The following is a 22,878-nucleotide window of genomic DNA, read 5'->3' as shown; positions in this document are numbered from 1 at the left end:
CCCTTGCGGCGTAGGCTGGCATTGGACTAGACCTGTCCGGCTACCCGCTGGTACGAACCCCGCCTCCCTCATCCCGGCGGGAACCGGGTGACGGCCGTGACGTGCCTGGTCCGCCGATGTGTCCCGCCGCCGCGCGGGCCGCGCCGCACCGCACCACGCACACCGCACCGAACCCCGGGAACCCCCGGGACCGACCACCGAGAGATGGGGTCCCATGAGCAAGCGTGCACTCCTGGAGGTGATCGCCCTCGACGCGGGGGACGCCATCGCCGCCCGTGACGGAGGCGCCGACCGCCTGGAACTGGTCACCGACATGGCCGCGGACGGCCTGACCCCGTCCCCCGAGACCTTCGCGGAGATCCGGGACGCGGTGGACGTCCCCCTGCGGGTCATGCTCAGGCTCAGCGACGGGTTCGCCGCGGGTGACGCGCGCGCCGTCGAGGCGCTCGCCGCCGCCGCCCGGGGGCTGCGCGCGGAGGGTGCCGACGAGTTCGTCCTCGGCTTCCTCACCGAGACCGGGGAGGCCGACGTCTACGCCGTCGAGGCGCTCGCCGCCGAGCTGACCGGCTGCCGCTGGACGTTCCACCGAGCCATCGACCACTCCGCCGACCGGGACGCCCTGCGCAAGCAGCTCGCCGATCTGCCGGGGCTCGACACCTACCTCACCGCCGGGTCCGCCGCAGGCGTCGAGGACGGTCTGGGCACCCTCCTCGCCGAGGTCGCGCGCGCCGGTGAACCCGGCTACGAGCAGCGCGTCCTGGTCGGCGGCGGACTCCAGCTGCCGCACGTCCCGGTGCTGCGCGCCGGAGGCGTCGACGCCTTCCACATCGGCGGCGCGGCCCGCCCCGACGGCTGGTCCGGCCCCGTCTCCGCCGAGGCCGTCCAGAAGTGGCGCGAAGCCGTCGACGGCGGCTGAGCCGGACGGTTCGTACGTTCGCCTCCGCTACCTCCAGCCCGGAAGTGGCGCGAAGCGGTCGACGGCGGCTGACCCGGACGGTTCGGGCGCTCGCCTCCGCCGCCCCGCGCCCGTCCCGCCTCCGTCCCGTCCGCCCGGGGTCACCCCAGGGCGGGCGGCAGCGGCTCCGCGTGGACGACCGTCAGCCCGGACACCGCGCGGGTCAGCGCCACGTACAGCCGTCGCAGCCCGGTCCGCTCGTCCGGTTCGCCCGCGACCACCGCGCCCGGCTCGTCCAGGACCACGTGGTCGTACTCCAGGCCCTTGGCGAGCGAGGCCGGGACGAGGGTGAGCCGGGCGTCCGGACGGGTCTCCTCGCCGGGCGCCAGGTACGGGACGCCCGCCGCGTCCAGCGCGGCGGCGAGCGCGTCCGTCCGGGCGTCCGCCGCGATCAGCCCCACCGACCCCTCGTGCCCCAGCGCCCGCGCCACGGCCGCCAGCACCGCGTCCACCAGCTCCCCCGACGGGACGTGACGGACCGTCAGTGAACCGGGGGCCTCCCGCACCGAGTCCACCGCCGCCAGCCCCGGCGCGATGTCCGGCAGCAGCCGCGAGGCGTAAGCGATCACCTCGCGCGGCACCCGGAAGCCCGCCGTCAGCTCCTCCACCACCGCGTCCTCCTTGCCCAGGTGCCGCAGCGCCCCGGCCCAGTCGCGGGTCGCCCACGGCGTGGTGCCCTGCGCCAGATCGCCCAGTACCGTCGCGGACCCCGTCGAACAGCGCCGCCCCACCGCCCGGTACTGCATCGGGGACAGGTCCTGCGCCTCGTCCAGCACCACATGGCCGAGCGACGGCGTCCGCTCCACCAGGTCCCGCGCCTCGTCGATCAGCACCGCGTCCGCCGCCGACCAGCGCGCGCTCCGCACCCCGCGCGGCGCCCGCTCCCAGCGCACCGCCGCCCGCTCCTCCTCGCTCAGCAGATCACCGGCCCGCTCGGCGAGGAACTCCGGATCGGCCAGCAGCCGCAGCACCAGCGCGGCCGGATCGACCGGCGGCCACACCGCCCTGACCGCCGCCCGCACCGCCCGGTCCCGGGCCACCGCGTCCTGCGTCCGGTCGTCCGGCGCCTCGCCCGCCTCCTCCATCCGCACCAGCACGGCGTGCGCGATCCGCTGCGGCAGCGCCTCCCGGGCCGCCCCGTACCGCAGCCCGCGCGACTTCAACTCCTCGACGATCTCCGCGAGTTCGTACGCCGGAATCCGCCAGCGCCGGGAACCGCGCACCACCACGACCGGCTCGGTCGGCACCCCCACCGACGCGTACAGGGCCCGGCGCAGCACCTCGGCCATCCGGGCGTCGCCCTTCACCAGCGCGGCGGCCGGGGTGTCCGTACCCCGGACCTCCACGCCCTGTCCGACCAGCTCCCCGAGGGTGGTCTGCCGCACCTGGACCTCGCCCAGCGCGGGCAGCACCTGCTCGATGTAGCGCAGGAACGAGCGGTTCGGCCCGATCACCAGGGTCCCGGTCCGGGCCAGCCGCTCCCGGTGCGCGTACAGCAGGTACGCCACCCGGTGCAGTCCCACCGCGGTCTTCCCGGTGCCGGGCCCGCCCTGGACGCAGACCGTGCCGCCCAGCCCGCCCCGGACGATCTCGTCCTGTTCCGGCTGGATCGTCGCCACGATGTCCCGCATCGGACCCACCCGGGGGCGTTCGATCTCCCGCTGGAGCAGCGCGCTGGTCCGCTCCTCCTCCGCCGGGTCCGACAGCCGCTCGTCCTCGTACGCGGTGAGGTCGCCGCCGGTGTACCCGAAGCGGCGGCGCAGTCCGACGTCCAGCGGATCGGTGCGGGTGGCCCGGTAGAACGCCTGGGCCACCGGCGCCCGCCAGTCGATCACCATGGGGTCGCCCGCCGCGTCGTGCACGTGCCGCCGCCCGATGTAGAAGCGCTCGCCCGCCGCCTCCGCCCCGTTCTCGTCCCGGGTGCGGGCGAAGTCGACCCGCCCGAAGAACAGCGGGGTGTGCGCGTGGTCGGCGAGGGCCTTGATCCGCAGCTCGATCTGGTGCTGGAGGGCCTCCTTGTTGACCCAGTTCGCCGTGACGTCACGGATGTCCAGGGCCTCGACCTCGTCCCGCATCACCCGCAGGGCCGCCCGGGAGGAGGCGAGGTGCGCCTGCTCCCGGCCGAGCGGACCGCCGTCCGGCGCGCCGGTCCCTTCGGTCGCGGAGGCGGCGGAAGCGGTGGAGGCGGTGGGCGGGGTGGGTGTGACGGGAGGGGCCGGAGAGACGGGGGACGGGTCGGGGGAGGGTACGGCGGGCGTGCGGGACACGGGTGCGGGCCTTCCGGGCGGGTGCGGGCAGGGCGGGGGACCGTCCGGTTTCCGTCCGGGCGGCGGCACTCCGTGCGGGAGGCGGGCAAGAGCGGAGAGCTTAGGCGACCGGACCGCCCCGCGCCACCGGATTCACGGCGCATCCGTGACGCATGGCATACGCTTCGTGAGGTGAGGGGCAGACGTACGGCAGGCACGGAGGAGACCCGATGACACCGAAGCCCACCGGCCGCCTCCTGGCCACCGCCGAGGGCGTCGACCTGGTCTTCGCCCGTTCCTTCCGCGCCCCGGCCGCCGACGTCTGGGCGAGTCTCACCGACCCCGAGCGCACCGCCCGCTGGTTCGGCCCCTGGGAGGGCCACGGCGCCCCCGGCCGCACGGTACGGGTCCGGATGGCCTTCGAGGAGGGCGAACCGTGGTCCAGCGTCCGCGTCGACACCTGCGAACCGCCCCGACGGCTCGCCGTGACCACCCAGGACGCGTTCGGCTCCTGGCGGCTGGAGGCCCGGATCACCGAGTCCGGGTCCGAGTCCGGGGCCGGGGCCGGGTCCGTGATCGGCGAGGGCCAGGGTGAGGGCGAAGGGGACGGCGGGGACGGAGAAGGCGGAGGAGGCGGAGGAGAGCGAGGAGTGGTCAGCGAACTGCGGCTGATCCACCACCTCGCCGGCGCCGAGGGGATCGGTGAGGTGGGCCCGGGGTGGGAGTACTACCTCGATCTGCTCGTGGTCTCCCGCGAGGGCGGCGACGCCCCGAGGTTCGAGGACTACTACCCCGCGCTCAAGGAGTCGTACGAGAGGCTGAGGCCCCTCCCCCCTGAGGAGTAGGGGACGGCGTGCGGGTCGCCGTGGCACCTGGGTAGGACGGCGGCGGCGCCGGGTTCCTTCCTCGGACAGATGCCTCCGGCGTGCGGGAAACCGACACTGGAGGTATGAGCAGCGCAACCATCACCCCCGGTCCCGTTCCCACCGACCGCGCCGGTCTGCCCGGCCGTTCCGGCGCCACGGCCGTCACCGGCGAGCACCGGGCGCACCGCGTCGGCGACGCCCTGCGCGCCCTGAAGGTCTTCGCCTCGACGGCGTTCGGCGTCGCCGTGCTCGGCGAGTACGCCCAGGAGGCGGGCGTCCGCACCCGGGGCACCCACGCCTGAACCCCGGCCCCGTCCGCCCCGCCCACCGTTTCCGGGTACCCCGCACCTCCGCCGGACGTCCTGTCCGGCACCGTTCCCGAGTGCTTCCCCCGCCCCACCCCACCCCTGACATGGCGTAATACCGCCGTTCCCGACCGTGATGACTCATGGGTTCCAGACGCTGAGCGAATAGTTCAAGCCAAGATCGCCAAGTAGGGCACTTACTCGTTGAAGTGATCGTCCGCGGCCGGTGAAGATCGACCCCGTTCCGCCCGGGACGCCGCCCGACCTGCGGCTTCGCCCCGGGGTGAACCGTGCGGCCCGACCGGCCGCGCGTCAGGACCAATCGGGGAGCACCCTTGTCGAAGTCGGGAAACCGCGCCATGAGCGCACGCGGTGTCGTCATACGCCGGATGACGGTCGGAGCGGCCGGAATGGCCCTGCTCGTCGGCGGGACCGTGGGCGCCACCAGCGCCTGGGCCGCCGGAGGCGAGCAGCCCCCGGTCGAGCAGGTCGTGCCGGGGACGGAGGCGGTCCCGGCCGAGGAGGCCGTCCTCCCGGGTGAGGAGGGCGAGCTGATCGACGCCGGAGTCGTCGACACGGCGCCCCCGGTCAACCCGACCACGTTCCCGGGCGCGCTGCCCCCCGCCGGGACCGGGACCGCGTCCACCCTGGAGTACACGGAGCCCTCCGGGGCCCCGGCCGGGCACCCGGCCGCCAGCGCGGCGACGGTCAGGACCGCGTGGTGCAAGGGCACCGCCGACGTCCCGCACTGGTCGCGGGGCGGCGGCAGCGTCATCTACAAGACGCGGATCGAGTGCATCGGCAACATCCCCAGCGTGCAGGTGAAGGTCGACGGCACCCTGGTGCACATCGCGGGCGGCGGGCCGAACATCGCGGCGACCTCGTCCCAGACGCAGACCATCAGCACGCTCAACGGCAAGAAGACGTACTACACCCCGGTGCCGTCGGGCCGGAAGGTCCGTTACTCGGGCAAGTTCCAGGGCAGCTCGGCGTTCAAGATCGTCTCGCCGCGCCAGGGCAGCACGGGCACCGCGGGCAGCCAGATCCGGCAGGTCAACGTCCCGTAGCGGACCCCTGCCCCCCGTCGGCCCGACCCGCTGACCCGACCCCCGTCGGCCCGTCGGCCCGTCGACTCACCGGCCCGGCCCGGCCCCCGCGCGGGGGCCGGGCCGGTGGACGTCCCCGGACACCCGTGGACGTCCACCGGCGGGCGGGGCGCCGTGCGGGAACGGGACGGGGAACGGGCCGGGGCGGGCGTTACGCCGGGCGCTCCCCGAGCAGTTCGTCCGCGTCGACGATCCGGTACGCGTACCCCTGCTCGGCCAGGAACCGCTGGCGGTGCGCGGCGAAGTCCTGGTCGATGGTGTCCCGGGCGACGACCGAGTAGAAGCGGGCCTCGTGCCCGTCGGACTTCGGCCGCAGCACCCGGCCCAGCCGCTGGGCCTCCTCCTGGCGGGAGCCGAAGGTGCCCGACACCTGGATGGCGACCGTCGCCTCCGGCAGGTCGATGGAGAAGTTCGCGACCTTCGACACCACCAGCACCGAGATCTCCCCGGCGCGGAACGCGTCGAACAGCTTCTCGCGCTGCGCGTTCGAGGTCTCGCCCTTGATCACCGGGGCGTCGAGGTGCTCGCCCAGCTCGTCCAGCTGGTCGATGTACTGGCCGATGACCAGGGTCTGCTCCCCCTGGTGGCGGCGGACCAGCGCCTCGGTGACCCGCCGCTTGGTCGCGGTCGTCGCGCAGAACCGGTACTTCTCCTCCGGCTCCGCCGTCGCGTACGCCAGCCGCTCGGAGTCGGTGAGGTTGACCCGGACCTCCACGCAGTCGGCGGGGGCGATGTACCCCTGCGCCTCGATCTCCTTCCAGGGGGCGTCGAAGCGCTTGGGGCCGATCAGCGAGAACACGTCCGACTCGCGGCCGTCCTCCCGCACCAGGGTGGCGGTCAGCCCGAGGCGGCGGCGGGCTTGGAGGTCGGCGGTGAACTTGAAGACCGGCGCGGGCAGCAGGTGCACCTCGTCGTAGACGATGAGCCCCCAGTCCCGGGAGTCGAACAGCTCCAGGTGCGGGTAGATCCCCTTCCGCCGGGTGGTCAGCACCTGGTACGTGGCGATGGTGACCGGGCGGATCTCCTTGCGCGTCCCGCTGTACTCGCCGATCTCGTCCTCGGTGAGCGAGGTGCGGCGGACCAGCTCGTGCTTCCACTGGCGGGCCGAGACCGTGTTGGTGACGAGGATCAGCGTGGTCGCCTTGGCCTCGGCCATCGCCCCCGCGCCGACCAGCGTCTTGCCCGCGCCGCAGGGCAGCACCACGACCCCGGAGCCGCCGTGCCAGAAGCCCTCCACGGCCTGCCGCTGGTAGGGGCGCAGCGTCCAGCCGTCCTCCGCCAGCTCGATCGGGTGGGCCTCCCCGTCCACGTACCCGGCGAGGTCCTCGGCGGGCCAGCCGAGCTTCAGCAGCGTCTGCTTGATCTGCCCCCGCTCGGAGGGGTGCACGGCGACGGTGTCCGCGTCGATCCGGGCGCCCACCAGCGGGACGATCCGCTTGGAGCGCAGCACCTCCTCCAGCACCGGGCGGTCGGTGGTGGTCAGGACCAGCCCGTGCGCGGGGTGCTTGCTCAGGGTGAGCCGCCCGTAGCGGTCCATGGTCTCGGCGATGTCCACGAGCAGCGCGTGCGGGACGGGGTAGCGGCTGTACTCCACCAGCGCGTCCACCACCTGCTCGGCGTCGTGCCCGGCGGCCCGCGCGTTCCACAGGCCGAGCGGGGTGATCCGGTAGGTGTGGATGTGCTCGGGGGCGCGCTCCAGCTCCGCGAACGGGGCGATGGCCCGTCGGCAGGCGTCGGCCAGGTCGTGGTCGACCTCCAGGAGGAGCGTCTTGTCCGACTGGACGATGAGGGGTCCGTTCACGCGCGTCCCTTTCCTGCGGTTCCGCCGCGGCCGTGCCGCCCAGGGCCCTCCCGCGTCCGTGCGGGTCGGCCCGCGGCGCTCCGCGCGGGTGGCTAAACCTCCAGTCTGCCCGATGGACGGGAACGGGGGCGGGGCGCCGACCGGACCGGGGCGAGGGGGAGACCGCGCCGACCGGGCCGGACCACCGGGACGGGACGGGACCGGACGGGCCGGAGAAACGTCGGGGCGCCCCGACGGCCGCCCTCTACGATCTTCGTATGGACATTCGAGGAGTGGATCCGCGCGACACCACCTGGGAGTTCGACCGTGCCCGCTACCGGGTCCACTTCTGGGACCTGGAGAACACCGCGTCCGACGAGTACGAGGTCTCCGGCGAGGTCGACGTCGAGGAGGTCCTCGCCTGGGCCGCGCGGTTCGCGGGGGAGCACGGGTTCACCTACACCGTCTACGTCCACGTGCCCGTGGCGGGCGGCGGCCCGGGACTCATCCGGCTGACCGGAGTCCTCGGCGACCCCTTCGCCTGACCCCCGTCCCCTGCCCGACCGCCGTTCACCGCCCGTCCCGCCTACCCCGCTCGTCCCGTCGCCCCGCTCGCCCCCTTGGTGTCCCCCGGGGCACCCCCGTGGGCGCCGCCGTGCGCGAGGGCGCTGGGGGTGAGACGGCCGACGATCGCCGGGGCCTCCCGGACGAGGGCGTCATCGGTGAGCGCCTCGACCATGAACAGGGCGAAGTCCACCCGCCGGGTGCGGTCGCTGGCCAGGACCGGGTCGCCCACGTGGCGGCGCCAGACGGGCAGCCCCTGGCTCTCGCCCTCCTCCAGGGAGCTGCCGCGCACCACGGTCCACCGGGTGTCGCTGGCGAAGACCCGGCGGCACGCCTCCACCTGGTCGTCGATCTCCATCGCGCGCAGCAGCCTGCCGAGCACGGCGGCGATCCGGACGCCCAGCAGGAACGTCCGCGAGTACCGGTCGCGGCCGTCGCGGGTGATGTGCCAGCCGCAGGAGAAGACCAGCCGGGCGCCGGGCCGCGCGTGGTCGAGGACGGCCCGCGCGGTGCCGGACGCGTACTGCCGCACCCCCCAGGGCACCAGCACGGTGAGCACTCCGTCGCAGCCCTCCACCGCGCGCCGGATCACCTCCGGGTCGTCGGTGGCGCCGGGGACGACGGTGATCCGGTCCTCGAACCCGGCGAGCTTGGGGACGCTCTTCTCCCGGCAGACGCCGACCACCTCGTAGCCGCGTTCCAGCGCGTGCCGGACCATGTACCGCCCGAGCTTCCCCGAGGCCCCGACGACACAGACCCTCCCGATCCGTTCCGCACCCATGACGCGGCCCCCTTCCGGTCGAACGGCACCCTTATGCTGTAAGGCAAGCTAGCCTTACGGTGTAAGGAGGTCAAGGGCGTCGACGGGCCACGCCACGAGCACGGTCCGCCGGCTCACGGCGGACAGGCGCTCGTGCACACGGGCGCGCCGGGTGGGCGGCCTCACGACGTGTGCCTCCCGGTGCGGGTGTTCATGGGCGCACACCGGCCGTGACGGCCGCGTCAAGCGAGGAGGTCAGGAGGGGCGGCCGATCCGCCGGTCCGCGAGGGACTACGCCCCGCTCCGGGGACGGCGGGAAACGGCTCCGAACCGCCTCCGTACCTGGTCGGCCAAGTCGAGTAGTTGAGCGGCGCCCTCGGTGTCCTTGGCCTGCTGGCACAGCGCGGCGGCGTGCTCCAGGGTCTCCAGGGCTTCGGCGTGGCGGCCTCCCTGGATGAGGGTCTGCGCGAGATTCGCGAGCTCCACGGAGAGGGCGTGGTCGTCCTTGCCTTCGAGGAGCGCCTCCATGGCGAGGGTGTGCAGCCGGACGGCCTGCTCCCACGCCCCCCGCAACCGCTGGGCGGTGGCCATGTTGCCGAGGGTCATGCCCTCGCCGCAGCGGTCTCCCAGACGGCGGAAGATGTCCAGGGCCTCCCGTTGCGCGGTGAGGGCGCCTTCGGGATCCCCGACGGCTATCAGCGTGCCCGCGAAGTTGGACAGTTCGATCGCCCTCTCATGGGGGATGAGCAGACCGCCGTCCGCGCTGAGTGCCCGCCTGTGCATCTTCACGGCGTGCTCGGCGTTCCCGACGTTGCGCGTCATCTTGGCGAGGCTTCCGAGGGCCTGGGAGTACCCCCGCGTATCGCCCTGTCGACGGAAGACCTTCGCGGCTTTGCGGAGGGCTCGGGCGGCCTCCTCCAGCCGGTCCAGCTCGATCAACGTCTCGCTGGCGTTGCTCAGGGCGCCGGCCATCCCCCTGTGGTCCCCAGCGCGTCGGAGCAGCCGCTCGGCCTTGGTGTGAGCGGCCAGGGCCTCCTCGAACCGGCGCCGCTCGTGGAGGGCGAGCCCCAGGTTGTTGAGCGCGCCGCCCAAGGCCCGGGGCCTCTTCAGCTTCCGGCAGATCTTGACGGCCTTCGCGTGGACGCGGACCGACTTGCGTAGCTTGCGCATGTTCTGGAGCACTACACCGAGGGAGCTCAGCAGTGCTGCCTCGCGGGCTTCCTCCTTGAGCGCGCGGTTCGACAGGACGCCCGCGACCAGGACCAGCTGGGCGTCTTCCAGGTAACGCATCTCCGTCAGGAACCGCGCTACGGGCACGGCCAGGGCGGCGCACATCGGGTCGTCCCCGGACTCGTGTGCCCAGAGGGTGGCCGCGACCAGGGTGGGCCGCTCGGCCTCCAGCCACTCCAGGGCGGCGGCCCGATCGGTGAACGGGGGTTCCGTCGTGGAGGGCGCCGTCACCGGGCCGAAGAGCACCTGGCACGCCGACGTGGTCTTCGCGTGGAAGTGGAGCAGCAACCGTACGAGGTTTTCGCCCCACTCGTCGTCGCTCCGGAGGAGTTCCTCCCAGCAGTAGAGGCGCACGAGTCCGTGCTGACCCCAACGGCCGTAGGGGTCGAGCGGTTCGACCAGATGCCGTCGTGCCAGAGCCAACAGGAGCCGTTCGGTTTCCTTGAACGTGCCGCCGTACAGCAGCGCCGCCGCCTCGGTGGAGAAGTCCGGCCCGGGCTGCAGACCCATCCGGAGGAAGAGCCTGGCCTGTTCCTCGGAGAGCCTTCGGTGGGAGACCTGGAAAGCCGCGGTCACCGCCCGTTCCTCGCGGCTCAGCACGGAGAGCCGGGAATGCGTGTCCGCCAGGTCCCGGCGGAGATCGGACAGCGGGCGGGCCGGTGCGTCCACGAGGAAGGACGCGAGGATCCGCAGGGCCAGGGGCAGTCCACCGCAGAGCGAGACGAGCCGATCGGCTTCGTCCGCCTCGACGGCAACCCGGGTGTCCTCGGGCCGGGACGCGCGCACCGCGCCGTCCAGGAGGGCCCGGCCGTCGCCGACGGGGAGCTCCCGCAGGGTCAGGACCAAGGCGTCCAGCTCCGACAGGGAATGCCGTGAGGAGATGAGGGTGGCCGTCTTCCCGTCGCCGGGCAGGAGATGGCGGATCTTTCTCGTGGCGGGCACGTCGTCCAGCACGACCAGGACCCGTCGCCCGGCGTCGGACATCGCGGCGAGCTTGGAACGGAAGAGGTGAGCGCGCTCCTCGATCCCTGGGGGAAGGTGATCCGGAGGGACAGCGAGCGCGCGCAGGAGCGTGCCGAGCGCCCGCTTCGGCGACACCTCGTGTTTGGTGTCGTCGCCGTGGAGGCTGATGAAGAGGACCCCGCCGGGAAACCACCCCTCCCGCTCCAGTGCCTGGTGGGCGGCCTGGAGGACGAGCTCGGTCTTGCCCATCCCGGCGAGCCCCGCCACCACCACGGTGGCAGCCGTCTCACCCCGCGCCTTCGGGGCCAAGGCGTCGAGAAGCTGCTCCAGTTCGGCGTGGCGGCCCGCGAACCCGGCCGACTTCCGGGGCAGACCGGCGAGCGCGGGGTCCGGACGGTCCGGTACCACCAGGCTGTTGATGTCCCGCGCCTGGACGTTCACGCCCCCGAAGACGGGGCCCTGCAGACGGTTCTCGACGTGGTCGGTCACTCTCCGGTCCGCCGGTACCGCGCGACGGCCCTGCCGAAGGCGATGGCCTCGGCGATGGTGAACATGTCCCGGTTCTCCTCGGTGACCAGGTATCCGACCTTCCGCCAGGCGTACAAGAACGCCGGATCGATGCCCGTCCCGTCCGCGTGCCCGGCCATTTCCCGCAGCAGGCCGTCGAAGTGCTCCTTGGTGAGGGGCGCGGGTTCGTCGGCGTCCGGATCGAAGAACAGCGGGTCGTCCGGGCCCGGTTCCCGACCGAACTTCTCTCGAAACGCAGTTCGTTGCTGTTGGATGGCGGTCGCCAGCAGCTGTCCGTGTGGTGTGTCGGTGGAAAACCTCACGACGGAACTGCCGTCCGCGTTCCAGACGCGTTCGACGGGAGGTCCGGCCGGGCGGCGAGCGGTGTCCGCGGCACGGGACTTCTTACCGGTTTTCCGCAGCACCGCGTCCCGCACCGCCGCACGCCGTTCGTCCCATTCCCCTTCGGGATCGCTCGACTGGGTGTCGACGTCGTAGCCGTCCTCCGGTTCCCCTTCCCCGCCGTCAGGCGTGAGCCGGATCCTGGTCCGCGTTCCCGCCGCGTCCAGGAGGTCCTGGGTGATCTCCCCGTTCCGTGTCGGCACCTTGGTGATTCCCAGTTCGAAGGCCAGACGCGGCAGGGCGAGACCGGGAGAGCTGGTCCACAGCAGGGCGTCCGGGGGAATCGGTTCGGTGAACGCGGGCAGGGCGAAGAGCCGTCCGAGGGTCTCGGCGACGGACATCTCCCGCTCGGGAGCGGTGACGAGGAGGTCGAGCACCGGCGCCAGGGGTGACGTCTCGTCAAGGGAGAGCGCCCAGGCGAAGGCGTGCGGCCCCCTGACCTCCAGGGGTTCGCCGGGGTTCGCCAGGAGCGCCGAGTACAGGGCCGGGAGCAGCGTCCCGGAATCCTTCCGCACGGGCAGTCCGAGGTCCTCGAACCGCCGCAGTCCTTCCCGCAGAACGGCCTGAGGCGTGTCCTCGGGCCCTGACTCCTCCGCCGTCCGCTTCCAGAACCGTTCGACCCTTCGCCCCGCGTCCTCCGGCGGATCGGGGAAGGACCGCTCGAAAGACGGTCCGAGCACTTCGCGGCGGTCCGGGAGGGCCGCGGCGGGCAGCAGTCGGCGGGGCAGCCCACGCTGATCGAGCCCGGCCGCTTCGACCCGGCCGACCAGTGCCAGCATCAGGTTCCCGTCGTCCACGGGCCTTCCCAGTTCCCCGGCCGTGGAGACCGCCAGTCGGACGAAGCGCTGAATGCCCTGGCCGTGTACGGTGCCGCGCAGGATCCGCAGCCAGGCGTCACGCGCGTTGGCGAACGCGCACGGGTCCTCGTCGAAGGCGTCGGGCCCGGCGGCACCCAGGAACAGCGCGTCCAGCGGATCGATCGCCTGGTGCCAGTACGGGTCCGTTCCCTGTCGCTGGGCATGTCCCAGAAGCCCGTAGCCGAGCGCGTAGGCACCGGCCAGGCTGAGTTTCCGTGGAGTGTTGGTGCGCAGCAGCCGACCGAGGGCCTCCTCACCGGGTGTTCGCGGGACATCCGCGTCCTCGGCAGGGGAAGAGGCGACCTCCGTCCGCTCTCCCCGCTGCTCCTGTCCATTCCCTGACGGTGTGCCCATGGCCACTCTCCCGGATCTCCGTCCGACGCCCTCGGACGGGGGCCGACAGGGAATCCCGGAACCGTCCGCCAAGTCAAACGGCGGGCCTCCGGCCCGGGGAGGGCGCCGCGCTCAGTCCTCGTCCTCCGCCAGCTCCGCCACCCCCGTGATCCGGTGCAGCGGATACGTGCGGACCTCGTCGGCGGTGTGGTCGTACGCGGTGACGAAGCCGCCCTCCACCCGGACCGGGGCGATCACCCGCTGACTCGCGGCGCCCTCCGCGCTGACGTAGCCGATCCACAGCGTTCCGCCGGTCAGCACCGCCGCCTGGAGGGTGGCCAGCGTCTCCTGCGGGCCGGTGCGGGGCGGTTCGCCGCCCTGTTCGGGTTCCTCCTTGCGGGGCGCCGTCGCCGCCAGGTCGCCCGCGCGCACGGCGCGCACCGCCGCCCGCAGCAGGGTGTCGTCCGGGCGCGGCGGCCCCTCCACCACCGGCCGGGGCGGGGTGCGGGGCCCGGTCCGGTACGCGTGGGCGCGTGCGATCAGCACCTCGCCCTCCGGGGTCTCGGCGGCCGGGGCGAAACCCATCTCGCGCAGCCGCTCCAGCAGCGTCGCCGGGTCGGCCTGCGCGGCGAGCACGGTCGGCGCCAGCCGCCGCAGCCGCAGTCCCTGGGCCCGGCGGTCCGCCAGGACCTCCTCCAGCACGGCGGCGTCGTCGCAGCGCACGTACGCGGACGCCGCCCCGATCCGCAGCCGCCCGTGGCGCCGGGCCACGTCGTCCACCAGGTACGCCAGGGGCTGCGGGACCGGGGTCCGGGACCGCGCGGCGAGGAACGCGTGCAGATCGCTCGCGGTCATCCCGGCGTCCAGCGCCCGCCGCACCGACGCCGGGGTGAAGCGGTAGACCGTCGCCCCGCCCTTCGACTCGACGTCCGCGAGCACCGCGAGGGTCTCCGCGAGCGGCCGTTCCAGCGGGCCCGGCGCCACGGCGGTCAGATCGGCCTGGAGCAGGACGTGGTCCAACGGGTGCGGGATCAGTGGGGCCAGCAGCCCGGCGGCCCGTCCCACCGCCCGCTCCAGCGCGTCGACGGAACCGAACCCGGAACCCGGGCCCGAACCGGTCCTGGGACCGGGGCCGCCTTCGGTTCCGGTTCCGCTTCTGGTTTCGCTTCCGGGGTCGGGTTCGGAAGCGGATTCCGAACGGGCCCCCGTCCTCGGACCGGCGGAGCCCGCAGCCCCGGTGGAACCTGCGGCCCCGGTGGAGCCCGCGGAACGGGCCCCTGCGGAACGGGCCCCGGCCCCGTCCTCGTCGCCCCCCGCCAGTTCCCGCCCGTGCGCGGAGAGCGCCCCGCGCCCGGTGAACCCCAGCAGCTCCGCCTCCTCCAGCGCCCAGCGCGCCAGCCTCCCCCGGAGGTCGTCGGCCGCCCCGTCCCCACCGACGCCGAGCCCACCGGACGCACCGGGCCCACCGGAACCGGTACCGAAACCGGCCCCCGTACCGCCACCACCGGCCCCGCCGGTCCGCCCGGACCCCGACGGCCGGGGCGGACGCTCCCAGCGCAGCCGCGCCAGCACCGAGTCCGGCTCCGGCGCCGCCCCCGGGGGCAGCCCGGCGAGCAACGCGAGCACCCGTGCCCTGACCTCCGGCGCCGCGCCCCGGTCCAGCCCCGGACCCAGCGCCGACAGCGCCCGGTCCTTGGCGTCCCGGCCGCCCACCAGCCCCGGCACCCGGGTCCCCGTCAGCCAGGCCGAGACCAGCGTCCCCCACCGCTCGGCGGCGGGCCGCTCCAGCCACGCGTCGTACGCGGGGGTCGCCGCGAACCGCTCGTCGGCCTGCCCGTCCGAGGCGATCAGCCCGGCGGCGTGGGCGAGTTCCACCCAGAACGCGGCGACCGGCTCGGACACGTCCAGCGCCACCGCCGTCCGCTTCAGGTCCCGTACGCTCAGCCCGCCCGCGCGCAGTACCGTCGGGCCGCCCTCGTCCCAGTCCCGCAGCAGGTCCTCGACGACCGTCACCGCCGTGTACGCCTGCCCGGCCGCCGTGGCGTCCACCACCTGTGGACGGTGGTCGGCGCGGACCCGCACCGCCGGGGGCACCGGCTCGCAGACGCGGTGCGCCCGCCCGCCCCGCAGATGCAGTGCCACCTCGCGCGGCAGGACGACGGTGCCGGGCGCCGTCGGCAGCAGCAGTCCCCGGTCCAGCAACCACCGCAGCCGGGCCGCCGGTTCGGCCGTGATCTGCCCGTACGGCGGGCCCCACACCAACCGGTCCAGCGCCGCCAGCGACTCGGCGGGGGCGTCGGCCAGCAGCGTGTCCATCCGGTCGCGGTCCCCGAACAGCGCGGACAGCGCGGTGACCGCCGACACCGAGTCATGGGTGGTGCCCAGTCCGGCGGTCGTCAGGATCTCCTGGACGCGCCCGGGTGACATCCCCGCCGCCAGCTCGGCGACGGACGGGCCGAGCCCGGTCGGCGACGGGTGCTGGGGACCGGGCGCCAGCAGCTCCCGGGCGGTGCGCACCAGCCGCAGCCGCTCGTCGTCGCCCCACACCAGGGCCTGTTCCCGCAGGGTCGCCAGCGCGCCGGGCAGCGCCCGCGCCACCGCCGTGGCCGGACCGTCCGCGTCCTCCCCGTTCCCGCCGTTCGCTCCGGGCTCCCCGCTTCCCCCGGGCTCGCTCCCGGGGGCCCAGCCCTCGGGGGCCACCGGGTCGGCGCCCCGCAACAGCCGCTCCAGATCCGCGTATCCGGCCGGGTCCGGGGCCACCGCGAGGGCCTCGGCGACCTGCTGGGCGAACCGGTCCAGCCGCTCCAGCGCCCGCAGCACGCTGGCCCGGGTCCCGGCCCGGGTGGCCAGCTGGGTCAGGTCCCCGGGCACGGGGGTGAGCAGATCGGGCCGCGCCCGCAGGAGTTCCGCGAGGGAGGCGTCGTCGCGCGAGCGCAGGGCTTCCGCGAGGGACCGGGGCGGGGTGCTTCCGGGTGACTTGGCGCTCATCCGGTTCACGGTACTGGGTCCGCGCGGCCGGGCCGGGTCCCGTCCCCGGCCGCGTCGGGTCCCGCCCCCGCCCGGCCGGACCCGGAACCCGCCTGCCCGGGCCCGGAACCTGCCCGGACGGACCCGGAAACCCGGCCGGGCGGCTCCGGTGAGCGGGACGGCCGCCCCGGCGAGCGGGACGGCGGCCTCCGCCGGGCCGGGGACCGTGGGGGCCGCGAGGACCCCCCGGCCCGGCGGACCCGACCGCGTGCGGGGCCGGGACGGGTCGTGGGGGCGCGCGCGGACCCCGGACGATTCGGTACCGTCGCGCTGAGGGGTTCTCAGACGCGCCCCGGAGGGGACCTCGTGGGGATTGAGAGCGACCGGCTCGTCTTCGACTATCTGAGTCGGGTCGGCGACCTGGCACAACAACGGCAACTGCCGTCGTCCACCCGGATGCGCCTCGTCGCGGAGTTGCGGGACGAGATCGACCGCCACCGGGCCAGGGCCTCGGCCGACACCCCCGCCTCGGTGCGCCGCATCCTCACCCGGCTCGGCGACCCCGACGACCTGGTGTCCGGCGCGGGCGGCCGTCCCGCCGCCGACGGCACCCCCCTGACCGTCCCCGAACAACGCGGCCCCGACGCCCCGGCACCGAGCCCGTCCCCGTCTCCGCGCCCTTCCCCCCGCCCGTCCCCGTTCCGGTCCCGGCCCAGGTCCTCGTCCGCATCCCCGCCCCCGTCGCCGTCGCCGGAGAAGCCCGCGCCGCCGGAGGGGCCGACCGGGAAGCGGGCGGAGAAGCCGACGGAGGACGGCGGCCCGGAAGGACCGGGCGGGAAGCCGACGGCCAAGGGCCTGTGGCGGCTCGTCCGCCCCCGTACCGGGGGGAAGCCCGTCCCCGCCCGGGACGCCCCGGCACCCGGAGGGCACGCCGACGGCCACCGCCCGCCCGCGCCGCCGCACCTCGCCCCGCTGGACGAACTCGGTTCCGCGGCGGGGCCCCGCGACTGGTGGCGCAAGGCGGACTCGGGCCCGTACGAGGCGTTCGACAGCGTCCCCGGGTTCGTCGGCGGCATCGAGATCCCCGAGATACTGAAACCGCCGCCCGCCGCCGAGGGCGAGGGCGAGGACGAGGAACAGGATGGGGCCGCCGGAGGACCGGAGGACGGCACCGGCACCGGCCCGGACGCCGCCGAAGCCTCCGAAGCGACCGGGAAGGGCCGCCGGGGCGGTCTGGCGCTCGCCCTGCTCACCGGCTGGTCGAGCCCGCTGCTGCTGGTCGCCGCCGCGCTCCTGGTGGTGGGCGCGGTGCTGGGCAATCTGCTGGCCCTCGCCGGGGGCTGGGCCCTCGCCTGGCTCTCCAAGCGGCTGAGCCCCGCCGAGTCCAAGTTCGCGGTGCTCTGGCTGCCCGGACTGGCGCTGGCCGGGGGCGTGGCGTGGCTGTGGGGCCGGATGGAGGGCCGCTGGGGGCGGCCCATCGCGGAGGGCGCGTTCGACCAGGCGGTCGAGGGCACCTGGCCCTGGGTCCTCAAGTCGGCGGCGGTCGCCTCCGCCGTGTTCCTGGTCTGGCGGTCGCGCCGCAAGGGCTGACGGGGTCCGGGCCGACGCGGCCGGAGCTGACGACGTCCGGGCCGACGCCGCCGCCGGGGCCGACGGGGTCCGCCGCCGACGAAGCCCGGCGGCTCCAGACGGCCCGACAGCTCCGGACGGCCCGGCGGACGCGACCGCTCAGACGGCCGCAGCCCTGGTCGCAGCCGTAGCCGTAGCCGTAGCCGTGGCCCTGGCCGCAGCCGCAGCCGTGGTGGTCCCGCCGCCCGCAGCGCTCCCGAGCTGGTGCGGCAGCCTCCACCCCTCGGCGAGCCGCGACGGATGGACGTTGTCCCCACCGCCGAAGAACTCGCAGAACTTCATGATCAGCGGGTCCCAGCCGACCGGGTCCACGTAGTGCGTTCCCGGGATGACCAGCTCCTCCTCGACATGGGCGCGCAACACCTCGACCTCGAAGGCGGTGGCGTGCGACGGGGAGCCGCCGAAGGGCCGGGACGAGACGACCCGGCACTCCAACTGGACCGGGCACTGGGCGACCCGGGGCGCCCGGACCAGGTCCGACGCCTGCTCGGTCAGCCGCGCGGTGGCGAACTTGTCCGGCTCGTGGCGGTAGCCCTGCCGCACCTTGTAGTCCGGGACGTCCGGCCGTCCGGTGGTGAGGGCGATCCGGTCGACGGCGTCGACCATCGCCGACGAGGGCAGGTTGAGCACGCACTCGCCCTCCCGCAGCAGGTTCGCGGTGGTCCGGGCGTTGTTGCCCAGCCCGAGCATGCAGGACTGGCCGAGCCACCACGCCGAGGACATCGGCGCCAGGTTCGCCGTGCCGTCCTCGTTGAGCGAGCTGATCAGCACCACCGGAGTGCCGAAGTAGAGGACCTTGAGCCCGGGGACGACGTGCATGCGCGGTGCCTTTCGACGGAGTGCCGGACGAGGACCCGCTGAACCGGAACGCGGGCCTCCGCCGACCCTCCCGCGCACGGCACCACCACGCTGGCGGGAATGAGACATCGCTTTTCGGGCACCGCCCTCTGGAAGCCCTGGAAGCCCTGGAAGCCCTGGAAGCCCTGGAAGCCCCCGACCCGCGAGGGTGAAGGCCGGGGGAGAGGGGAGAGCGGCGCGCGGAAGCGGAAGCCGTCAGGCCGCCGCCGGGCGCCAGGGCAGACCCGGGACGACCAGGGGCGAGCCGGTGACCGGGTCGGGGACGACCACGCAGTCCAGGCCGAAGACCTCCCGCACCAGCTCCTGGGTGACGACCTCGGAGGGCGGGCCCTCGGCCACCACCACGCCCGCCTTCATCGCGACGAGGTGGTCCGCGTACCGGGCGGCCTGGTTGAGGTCGTGCAGGACCACGACCACCGTCCGGCCCCGGTCGTGGTTGAGCTGGCGGACCAGGTCGAGTACCTCCACCTGGTGCGAGATGTCCAGGTACGTCGTCGGCTCGTCCAGCAGCAGCAGTTCCGTCTCCTGGGCGAGCGCCATCGCGATCCACACCCGCTGCCGCTGGCCGCCGGAGAGTTCGTCGACGGACCGGTCGGCGAGCGCGGCGACGTCCGTGCGTTCCATCGCCTCGGTCACGGACCGCTCGTCCGCCTCTGACCACTGCTGCCACCACCGCTGGTGCGGCTGCCGCCCCCGGGCCACCAGATCGCCCACGGTGATCGCCTCGGGCGCCACCGGCGTCTGCGGCAGCAGCCCGATCTGCTGCGCGATCCGCTTGGTCGGCAGCTCCGCGAGGGAGGCGCCGTCCAACAGCACCGAACCGCCGCGCGGCTTCAGCAGCCGCCCGAGCGCCCGCAGGGTGGTGGACTTGCCGCAGGCGTTCGGCCCGACGATGACGGTGACCTTGCCGTCCGGCACGTCGAGGTCCAGTTCGCGCACCACGGTGCGCTCCTCGTAGGCGAGGGTCAGCTGACGGGCCCGCAGCCGCGCGCCCGCCTCCCCGCCCCGCCCGGGACGCCCGGCCCCGTCCTTCACCGGCCCGACGGCACCCTCCCCGGAAACCGTTCCGGCGGCCGTTTCGGTGGCCGTCCCGGAGGTCGTCCCGGAGGTCGGCTCGGAGGGCGCCCCCGGAACCGTCCCGGAGGCGTCCTCGGCGGCCGTTCCGGCCGGGGCGCCGGTGCCGCCGCCCGTCTTCTTCCCGGTCAGGGACTGCGACTGCGTCACTGGTTGCCTCCACTGCGGCTGCGGATGATGAGCCAGATGAGGTACGGGGCGCCGACTGCCGCCGTCAGCACCCCCACCGGGAGTTCCGTCGGGGCGAACAGCCGCCGCGCCAGCAGATCGGCGACCACCACGATCACCGCGCCGAGCAGCGCCGAGGACAGCAGCGGGATCTGCGCGGTCCGGGTCAGCCGACGGGAGACCTGGGGGGCGAGCAGCGCCACGAAGTCGACCGGCCCGGCGGTGCCGGTCGCCACCGACGCCAGCAGCACGCCCACCGCGACCAGTCCGAGCCGCACCCGGCCCAGCCGGACGCCGAGCGCGGTCGCCGTGTCGTCGTCCACGCCCACCCGGCGCTGGGCGTGCGCCGCCCACAGCACCGCCGGGAGCAGCAGCACCAGCGTCCAGACGAGCGGGGTCGCCTCCGGCCAGCCCCGGCCGTTGAGGGAACCCGTCATCCACACCTGGGCCTGCTGGGCCACCTGCTGGTCGCCCTTGGTCATGAACAGGCTGACGATGGAGCGCAGCGCCATCGCGATGCCGATGCCGATCAGCACGAAGCGGGTGGCCTGGAGCCCGCCCCGCCAGGCGAAGACGTAGACCAGCGCGGCGGCCAGGACGCCCCCGCTGATGCTCAGATAGGGCAGCGCGGCGTACGAGGTCACGCCGAAGGTCATGGCGCCGACCGTCACCGCCGCCGCGCCCTGGCTGATGCCGATGACGTCCGGGCTGGCCAGCGGGTTGCGGGCGACGGTCTGGATCAGTGCTCCGGCGACCCCGAAGGCGGCGCCGACCAGCAGCCCCACCACCAGCCGGGGCAGCCGCAGCGTCCCGACGACGAGTTCGTCCGCCGAGGGCTGTCCGCTGAGCACCCGCAGCACCTCCGCCGGGGAGACGAACGTCTCCCCGACCGACAGGTACGCGACGCAGGCCACGGCGAGCACCGCCGTGAGACCGAGCGAGGTGATCACGGCCCGCCGGTGCACCAGGAACGAGGCGCGCGACCCCAGCCGGACGGGTGTGTACCCGGCGGGCCCGCCGCTCTTGCGGACCGGGCCCGTCCCACCGCCCTCGGTCGTGTCGTGGACCGGGGCCCCGGGGGGCCCGTCCGCCGTGCGGAGCTTCATCCGCGTACCGCCTCTCGGGACGTTCGGGGGGCTCGGAGGGCCCGGGAGGCCGGGGCGGGGCCCCGGAAGGAGACTGGGGACGAGGTCCAGGCGGCCCGGGTGGCCCAGGCGGCCCGGGGCGCGCGGACGGCCCGGGGCGCGCGGGCGGCCGGGCTCACGCGGCGACCGTCTTCCTGCGCACCAGGACGATCAGGAACGGCACGCCGATCAGGGCCGTCATCACCCCGACGGGAACCTCGCTGGGCGGGAACACGATCCGGCCGACGGTGTCGGCGAAGAGCAGCATGACCGGGCCGAGCAGCGCGGCCATCGGCAGCAGCCAGCGGTGGGACGAGCCGACGAGGGCGCGGGCCAGATGGGGCACCGCGAGTCCCACGAACGCGATCGGACCGGCCGCGGCGACGCCCGCGCCGGTCAGCACGGCGGCGCCGAGCCCACCGGTGATCCGGACGGAGGCGACCTTCTGGCCGAGGCCCTTCGCCACGTCCTCGCCGAGCGCCAGCGCGTCCAGACCACGGGCCACCGAGACCACCAGGACCGTGCCGAGCAGCAGGAACGGCCACACCTGGGCGGCCAGTTCGGCGTCCCGTCCGGAGAGCGAACCGACCTGCCAGAACCGGAACTCGTCCAGCGCGGCTGCCTGGGTGGTGAGGACACCGGTCAGCACGGAGGCCAGCAGCGCGTTGAGCGCGGCGCCGCCGAGGGCGAGTTTGATCGGGGTGGCGCCGCCCCGGCCCCGGGAGGCGATCAGATAGACGGCGAGCGCCGCGAACCCGGCGCCCGCGAAGGCGAACCACACGTATCCGGTCAGGGTGTGGACGCCGCCGAAGGCGATGGCGAGGATCACCCCGACCGAGGCGCCCTGGCTGATGCCGAGGATGCTGGGGTCGCCGATCGGGTTGCGGGTGATGCCCTGGAACGCGGTCCCGGCGAGCGCCAGCCCGGCGCCGACCATCAGACCGACGATGGTGCGGGGCACCCGCAACTCGCGCACGACCACGGCGTCCTCGCTCGTCCCGCCGTGCAGCAGGGCGTCGAGGACCGTGGACGGGGCGATGGCCCGCGCTCCCACGGCGAGGCTGAAGACCACCGCGAGCACCAGGGCCACCACGGCCGCCAGCATCGCGACGGCACGTCTGACCGGCATCGGCGGCACTCCCGTGACAGCGAGGGTTGGTAAGGCTTGGCTAAGTCTAAGGGGGAACACTTTCCGGCCGAACCCCTGTCCACGGACCGGGCCCCCTTGACCGCCGGTTACCCCCGGTCATCCGTCGGTTTACCCCGGGTCATCCGCCGGGCCGTCCGCCCGGGAACGTACCCGGCGCGGGACGCCCGTCGCGGGACGGGTCGGCACAATGGGGGACGTGACCTCCGCGACGACGCCCTCCGCCCACCCCGGACGCCCCGGCCCCGCCGTGCCGCCCGCCGCTCCGCCCGGGGGCCCGCTGGTCGTCGGCTTCGACCTCGACATGACGCTGATCGACTCCCGCCCCGGCATCCGCGCCTGCTACGAGGCGCTGGCCGAGGAGACGGGGGTCAGCATCGACACCGAGCTGGTCGTCAGCAGGCTGGGCCCGCCGCTCACCGAGGAGCTGGCCAACTGGTTCCCGGCGGACCGGGTCGAGGAGGTCGCCACCCGCTACCGGGCGATGTACCCGGGCCGGGCCATCGAGCCGACCCGGGCGATGCGCGGGGCCCGGGAGGCGGTCGAGGCGGTGCGCGCGGCGGGCGGCCGGACGGTCGTCGTCACCGCGAAGTGGGAGCCGAACGCGGTGCTGCACCTGCGCCACCTGGGCATCGAGGCCGACGCGGTGATCGGCGACCTGTGGGCCGAGGCCAAGGCGGCGGCCCTGCGGGAGCACGGCGCCACCGTCTACGTGGGCGACCACGTGGGCGACGTGCGCGGCGCCCGCGCCGCCGGGGCCCTGTCCGTCGCGGTCCCGACCGGCCCCTGCTCGGAGGCCGAACTCCGCACGGCGGGCGCCGACACCGTCCTCCCGGACCTGACGGCCTTCCCGTCCTGGCTCGCGGCCCGGGGACACGCGGCACGGGGGTGACCGTCGGCCGGGGTCGACGGACGGTTCCGGCTGGACGGACGTTCCTCCAGCGGCCGCCGCCACTCGTCACGCCGGAAAGAACACCGCGCGGACCGGGTCGTCCGGTCCGCGCGGCGTTCTTCCGTCAGCGGCGTGCTCGCTCTTC

17 protein-coding genes are annotated in these 22,878 nt (G+C 74.6%); 7 read left to right on the top strand and 10 right to left on the bottom strand.

Annotation, left to right across the window (positions count from 1 at the left end):
- Window positions 1-214: 214 nt before the first annotated feature.
- Window positions 215-916, top strand: a complete 702-nt coding sequence (locus ACVWNX_RS14310) for a copper homeostasis protein CutC (protein ID WP_454414313.1) — start codon at window positions 215-217, stop codon at window positions 914-916.
- A 140-nt stretch (window positions 917-1,056) separates the two neighbouring features.
- Here the strand turns inward: ACVWNX_RS14310 and ACVWNX_RS14305 are convergent, their stop codons facing one another.
- The gene (locus tag ACVWNX_RS14305) at window positions 1,057-3,222 is read right to left on the bottom strand and encodes a HelD family protein (RefSeq protein WP_454414312.1); all 2,166 of its coding nucleotides are present in this window, start codon (window positions 3,220-3,222) and stop codon (window positions 1,057-1,059) included.
- A gap of 209 nt (window positions 3,223-3,431) precedes the next feature.
- On the opposite strand from ACVWNX_RS14305, the gene ACVWNX_RS14300 reads away from it, so the two are divergent.
- From ACVWNX_RS14300 to ACVWNX_RS14290, 3 genes are all read left to right on the top strand, one after another.
- Window positions 3,432-4,046, top strand: a complete 615-nt coding sequence (locus tag ACVWNX_RS14300; RefSeq protein ID WP_454414311.1) for an SRPBCC family protein — start codon at window positions 3,432-3,434, stop codon at window positions 4,044-4,046.
- Between the two features lie 104 nt (window positions 4,047-4,150).
- The gene (locus ACVWNX_RS14295; protein ID WP_454414310.1) at window positions 4,151-4,369 is read left to right on the top strand and encodes a hypothetical protein; all 219 of its coding nucleotides are present in this window, start codon (window positions 4,151-4,153) and stop codon (window positions 4,367-4,369) included.
- A gap of 362 nt (window positions 4,370-4,731) precedes the next feature.
- On the top strand, window positions 4,732-5,439 hold the full coding sequence (locus ACVWNX_RS14290) for a hypothetical protein (protein WP_454414309.1): 708 nt from the start codon (window positions 4,732-4,734) through the stop codon (window positions 5,437-5,439).
- A gap of 190 nt (window positions 5,440-5,629) precedes the next feature.
- On the opposite strand, the gene ACVWNX_RS14285 is transcribed toward ACVWNX_RS14290, so the two are convergent.
- On the bottom strand, window positions 5,630-7,279 hold the full coding sequence (locus ACVWNX_RS14285; RefSeq protein WP_454414308.1) for a DNA repair helicase XPB: 1,650 nt from the start codon (window positions 7,277-7,279) through the stop codon (window positions 5,630-5,632).
- A gap of 257 nt (window positions 7,280-7,536) precedes the next feature.
- Between ACVWNX_RS14285 and ACVWNX_RS14280 the strand changes: the two genes are divergently transcribed.
- Window positions 7,537-7,803, top strand: a complete 267-nt coding sequence (locus tag ACVWNX_RS14280) for a hypothetical protein (RefSeq protein WP_454414307.1) — start codon at window positions 7,537-7,539, stop codon at window positions 7,801-7,803.
- A 41-nt stretch (window positions 7,804-7,844) separates the two neighbouring features.
- Here ACVWNX_RS14280 and ACVWNX_RS14275 read toward each other — a convergent pair whose 3' ends face one another.
- The 4 genes from ACVWNX_RS14275 to ACVWNX_RS14260 all read right to left on the bottom strand — a co-directional run bounded on the left by ACVWNX_RS14275 (window position 7,845) and on the right by ACVWNX_RS14260 (window position 15,862).
- A complete protein-coding gene (locus tag ACVWNX_RS14275; RefSeq protein ID WP_454414306.1) occupies window positions 7,845-8,603 on the bottom strand; it encodes an NAD(P)-dependent oxidoreductase in 759 nt (252 codons plus the stop codon).
- 270 nt (window positions 8,604-8,873) lie between these two features.
- Window positions 8,874-11,264 (bottom strand): tetratricopeptide repeat protein, encoded by a 2,391-nt coding sequence (locus ACVWNX_RS14270; RefSeq protein WP_454414305.1) that lies wholly within the window; start codon window positions 11,262-11,264, stop codon window positions 8,874-8,876.
- Window positions 11,261-12,895 (bottom strand): hypothetical protein, encoded by a 1,635-nt coding sequence (locus ACVWNX_RS14265; protein ID WP_454414304.1) that lies wholly within the window; start codon window positions 12,893-12,895, stop codon window positions 11,261-11,263. Before ACVWNX_RS14265 ends, ACVWNX_RS14270 begins: the two co-directional genes overlap by 4 nt.
- A gap of 111 nt (window positions 12,896-13,006) precedes the next feature.
- A complete protein-coding gene (locus ACVWNX_RS14260) occupies window positions 13,007-15,862 on the bottom strand; it encodes a helicase C-terminal domain-containing protein (protein WP_454414303.1) in 2,856 nt (951 codons plus the stop codon).
- Window positions 15,863-16,207: 345 nt separating this feature from the next.
- On the opposite strand from ACVWNX_RS14260, the gene ACVWNX_RS14255 reads away from it, so the two are divergent.
- A complete protein-coding gene (locus ACVWNX_RS14255; RefSeq protein WP_454414302.1) occupies window positions 16,208-17,431 on the top strand; it encodes a hypothetical protein in 1,224 nt (407 codons plus the stop codon).
- A gap of 138 nt (window positions 17,432-17,569) precedes the next feature.
- On the opposite strand, the gene ACVWNX_RS14250 is transcribed toward ACVWNX_RS14255, so the two are convergent.
- From ACVWNX_RS14250 to ACVWNX_RS14235, 4 genes are all read right to left on the bottom strand, one after another.
- Window positions 17,570-18,289: a flavin reductase family protein gene (locus ACVWNX_RS14250; protein ID WP_454414301.1), complete on the bottom strand. Its 720-nt coding sequence runs from the start codon at window positions 18,287-18,289 to the stop codon at window positions 17,570-17,572.
- A gap of 234 nt (window positions 18,290-18,523) precedes the next feature.
- Window positions 18,524-19,363, bottom strand: a complete 840-nt coding sequence (locus ACVWNX_RS14245) for an ABC transporter ATP-binding protein (protein WP_454414764.1) — start codon at window positions 19,361-19,363, stop codon at window positions 18,524-18,526.
- Between the two features lie 185 nt (window positions 19,364-19,548).
- Complete coding sequence (locus ACVWNX_RS14240; RefSeq protein WP_454414300.1) at window positions 19,549-20,676, bottom strand: FecCD family ABC transporter permease; 1,128 nt, start codon at window positions 20,674-20,676, stop codon at window positions 19,549-19,551.
- A 154-nt stretch (window positions 20,677-20,830) separates the two neighbouring features.
- Window positions 20,831-21,823 carry a FecCD family ABC transporter permease gene (locus tag ACVWNX_RS14235; RefSeq protein ID WP_454414299.1) on the bottom strand — a complete coding sequence of 331 codons (993 nt, stop codon included), beginning with the start codon at window positions 21,821-21,823 and terminating at the stop codon, window positions 20,831-20,833.
- Window positions 21,824-22,031: 208 nt separating this feature from the next.
- Between ACVWNX_RS14235 and ACVWNX_RS14230 the strand changes: the two genes are divergently transcribed.
- On the top strand, window positions 22,032-22,733 hold the full coding sequence (locus tag ACVWNX_RS14230) for an HAD family hydrolase (protein WP_454414298.1): 702 nt from the start codon (window positions 22,032-22,034) through the stop codon (window positions 22,731-22,733).
- The last annotated feature ends 145 nt before the right edge of the window (window positions 22,734-22,878 follow it).

Source organism: Streptomyces sp. JNUCC 64, assembly GCF_054484115.1.
Note: the sequence above shows the minus strand (reverse complement) of the source record. Positions and strands in the feature narration are given on the sequence as shown.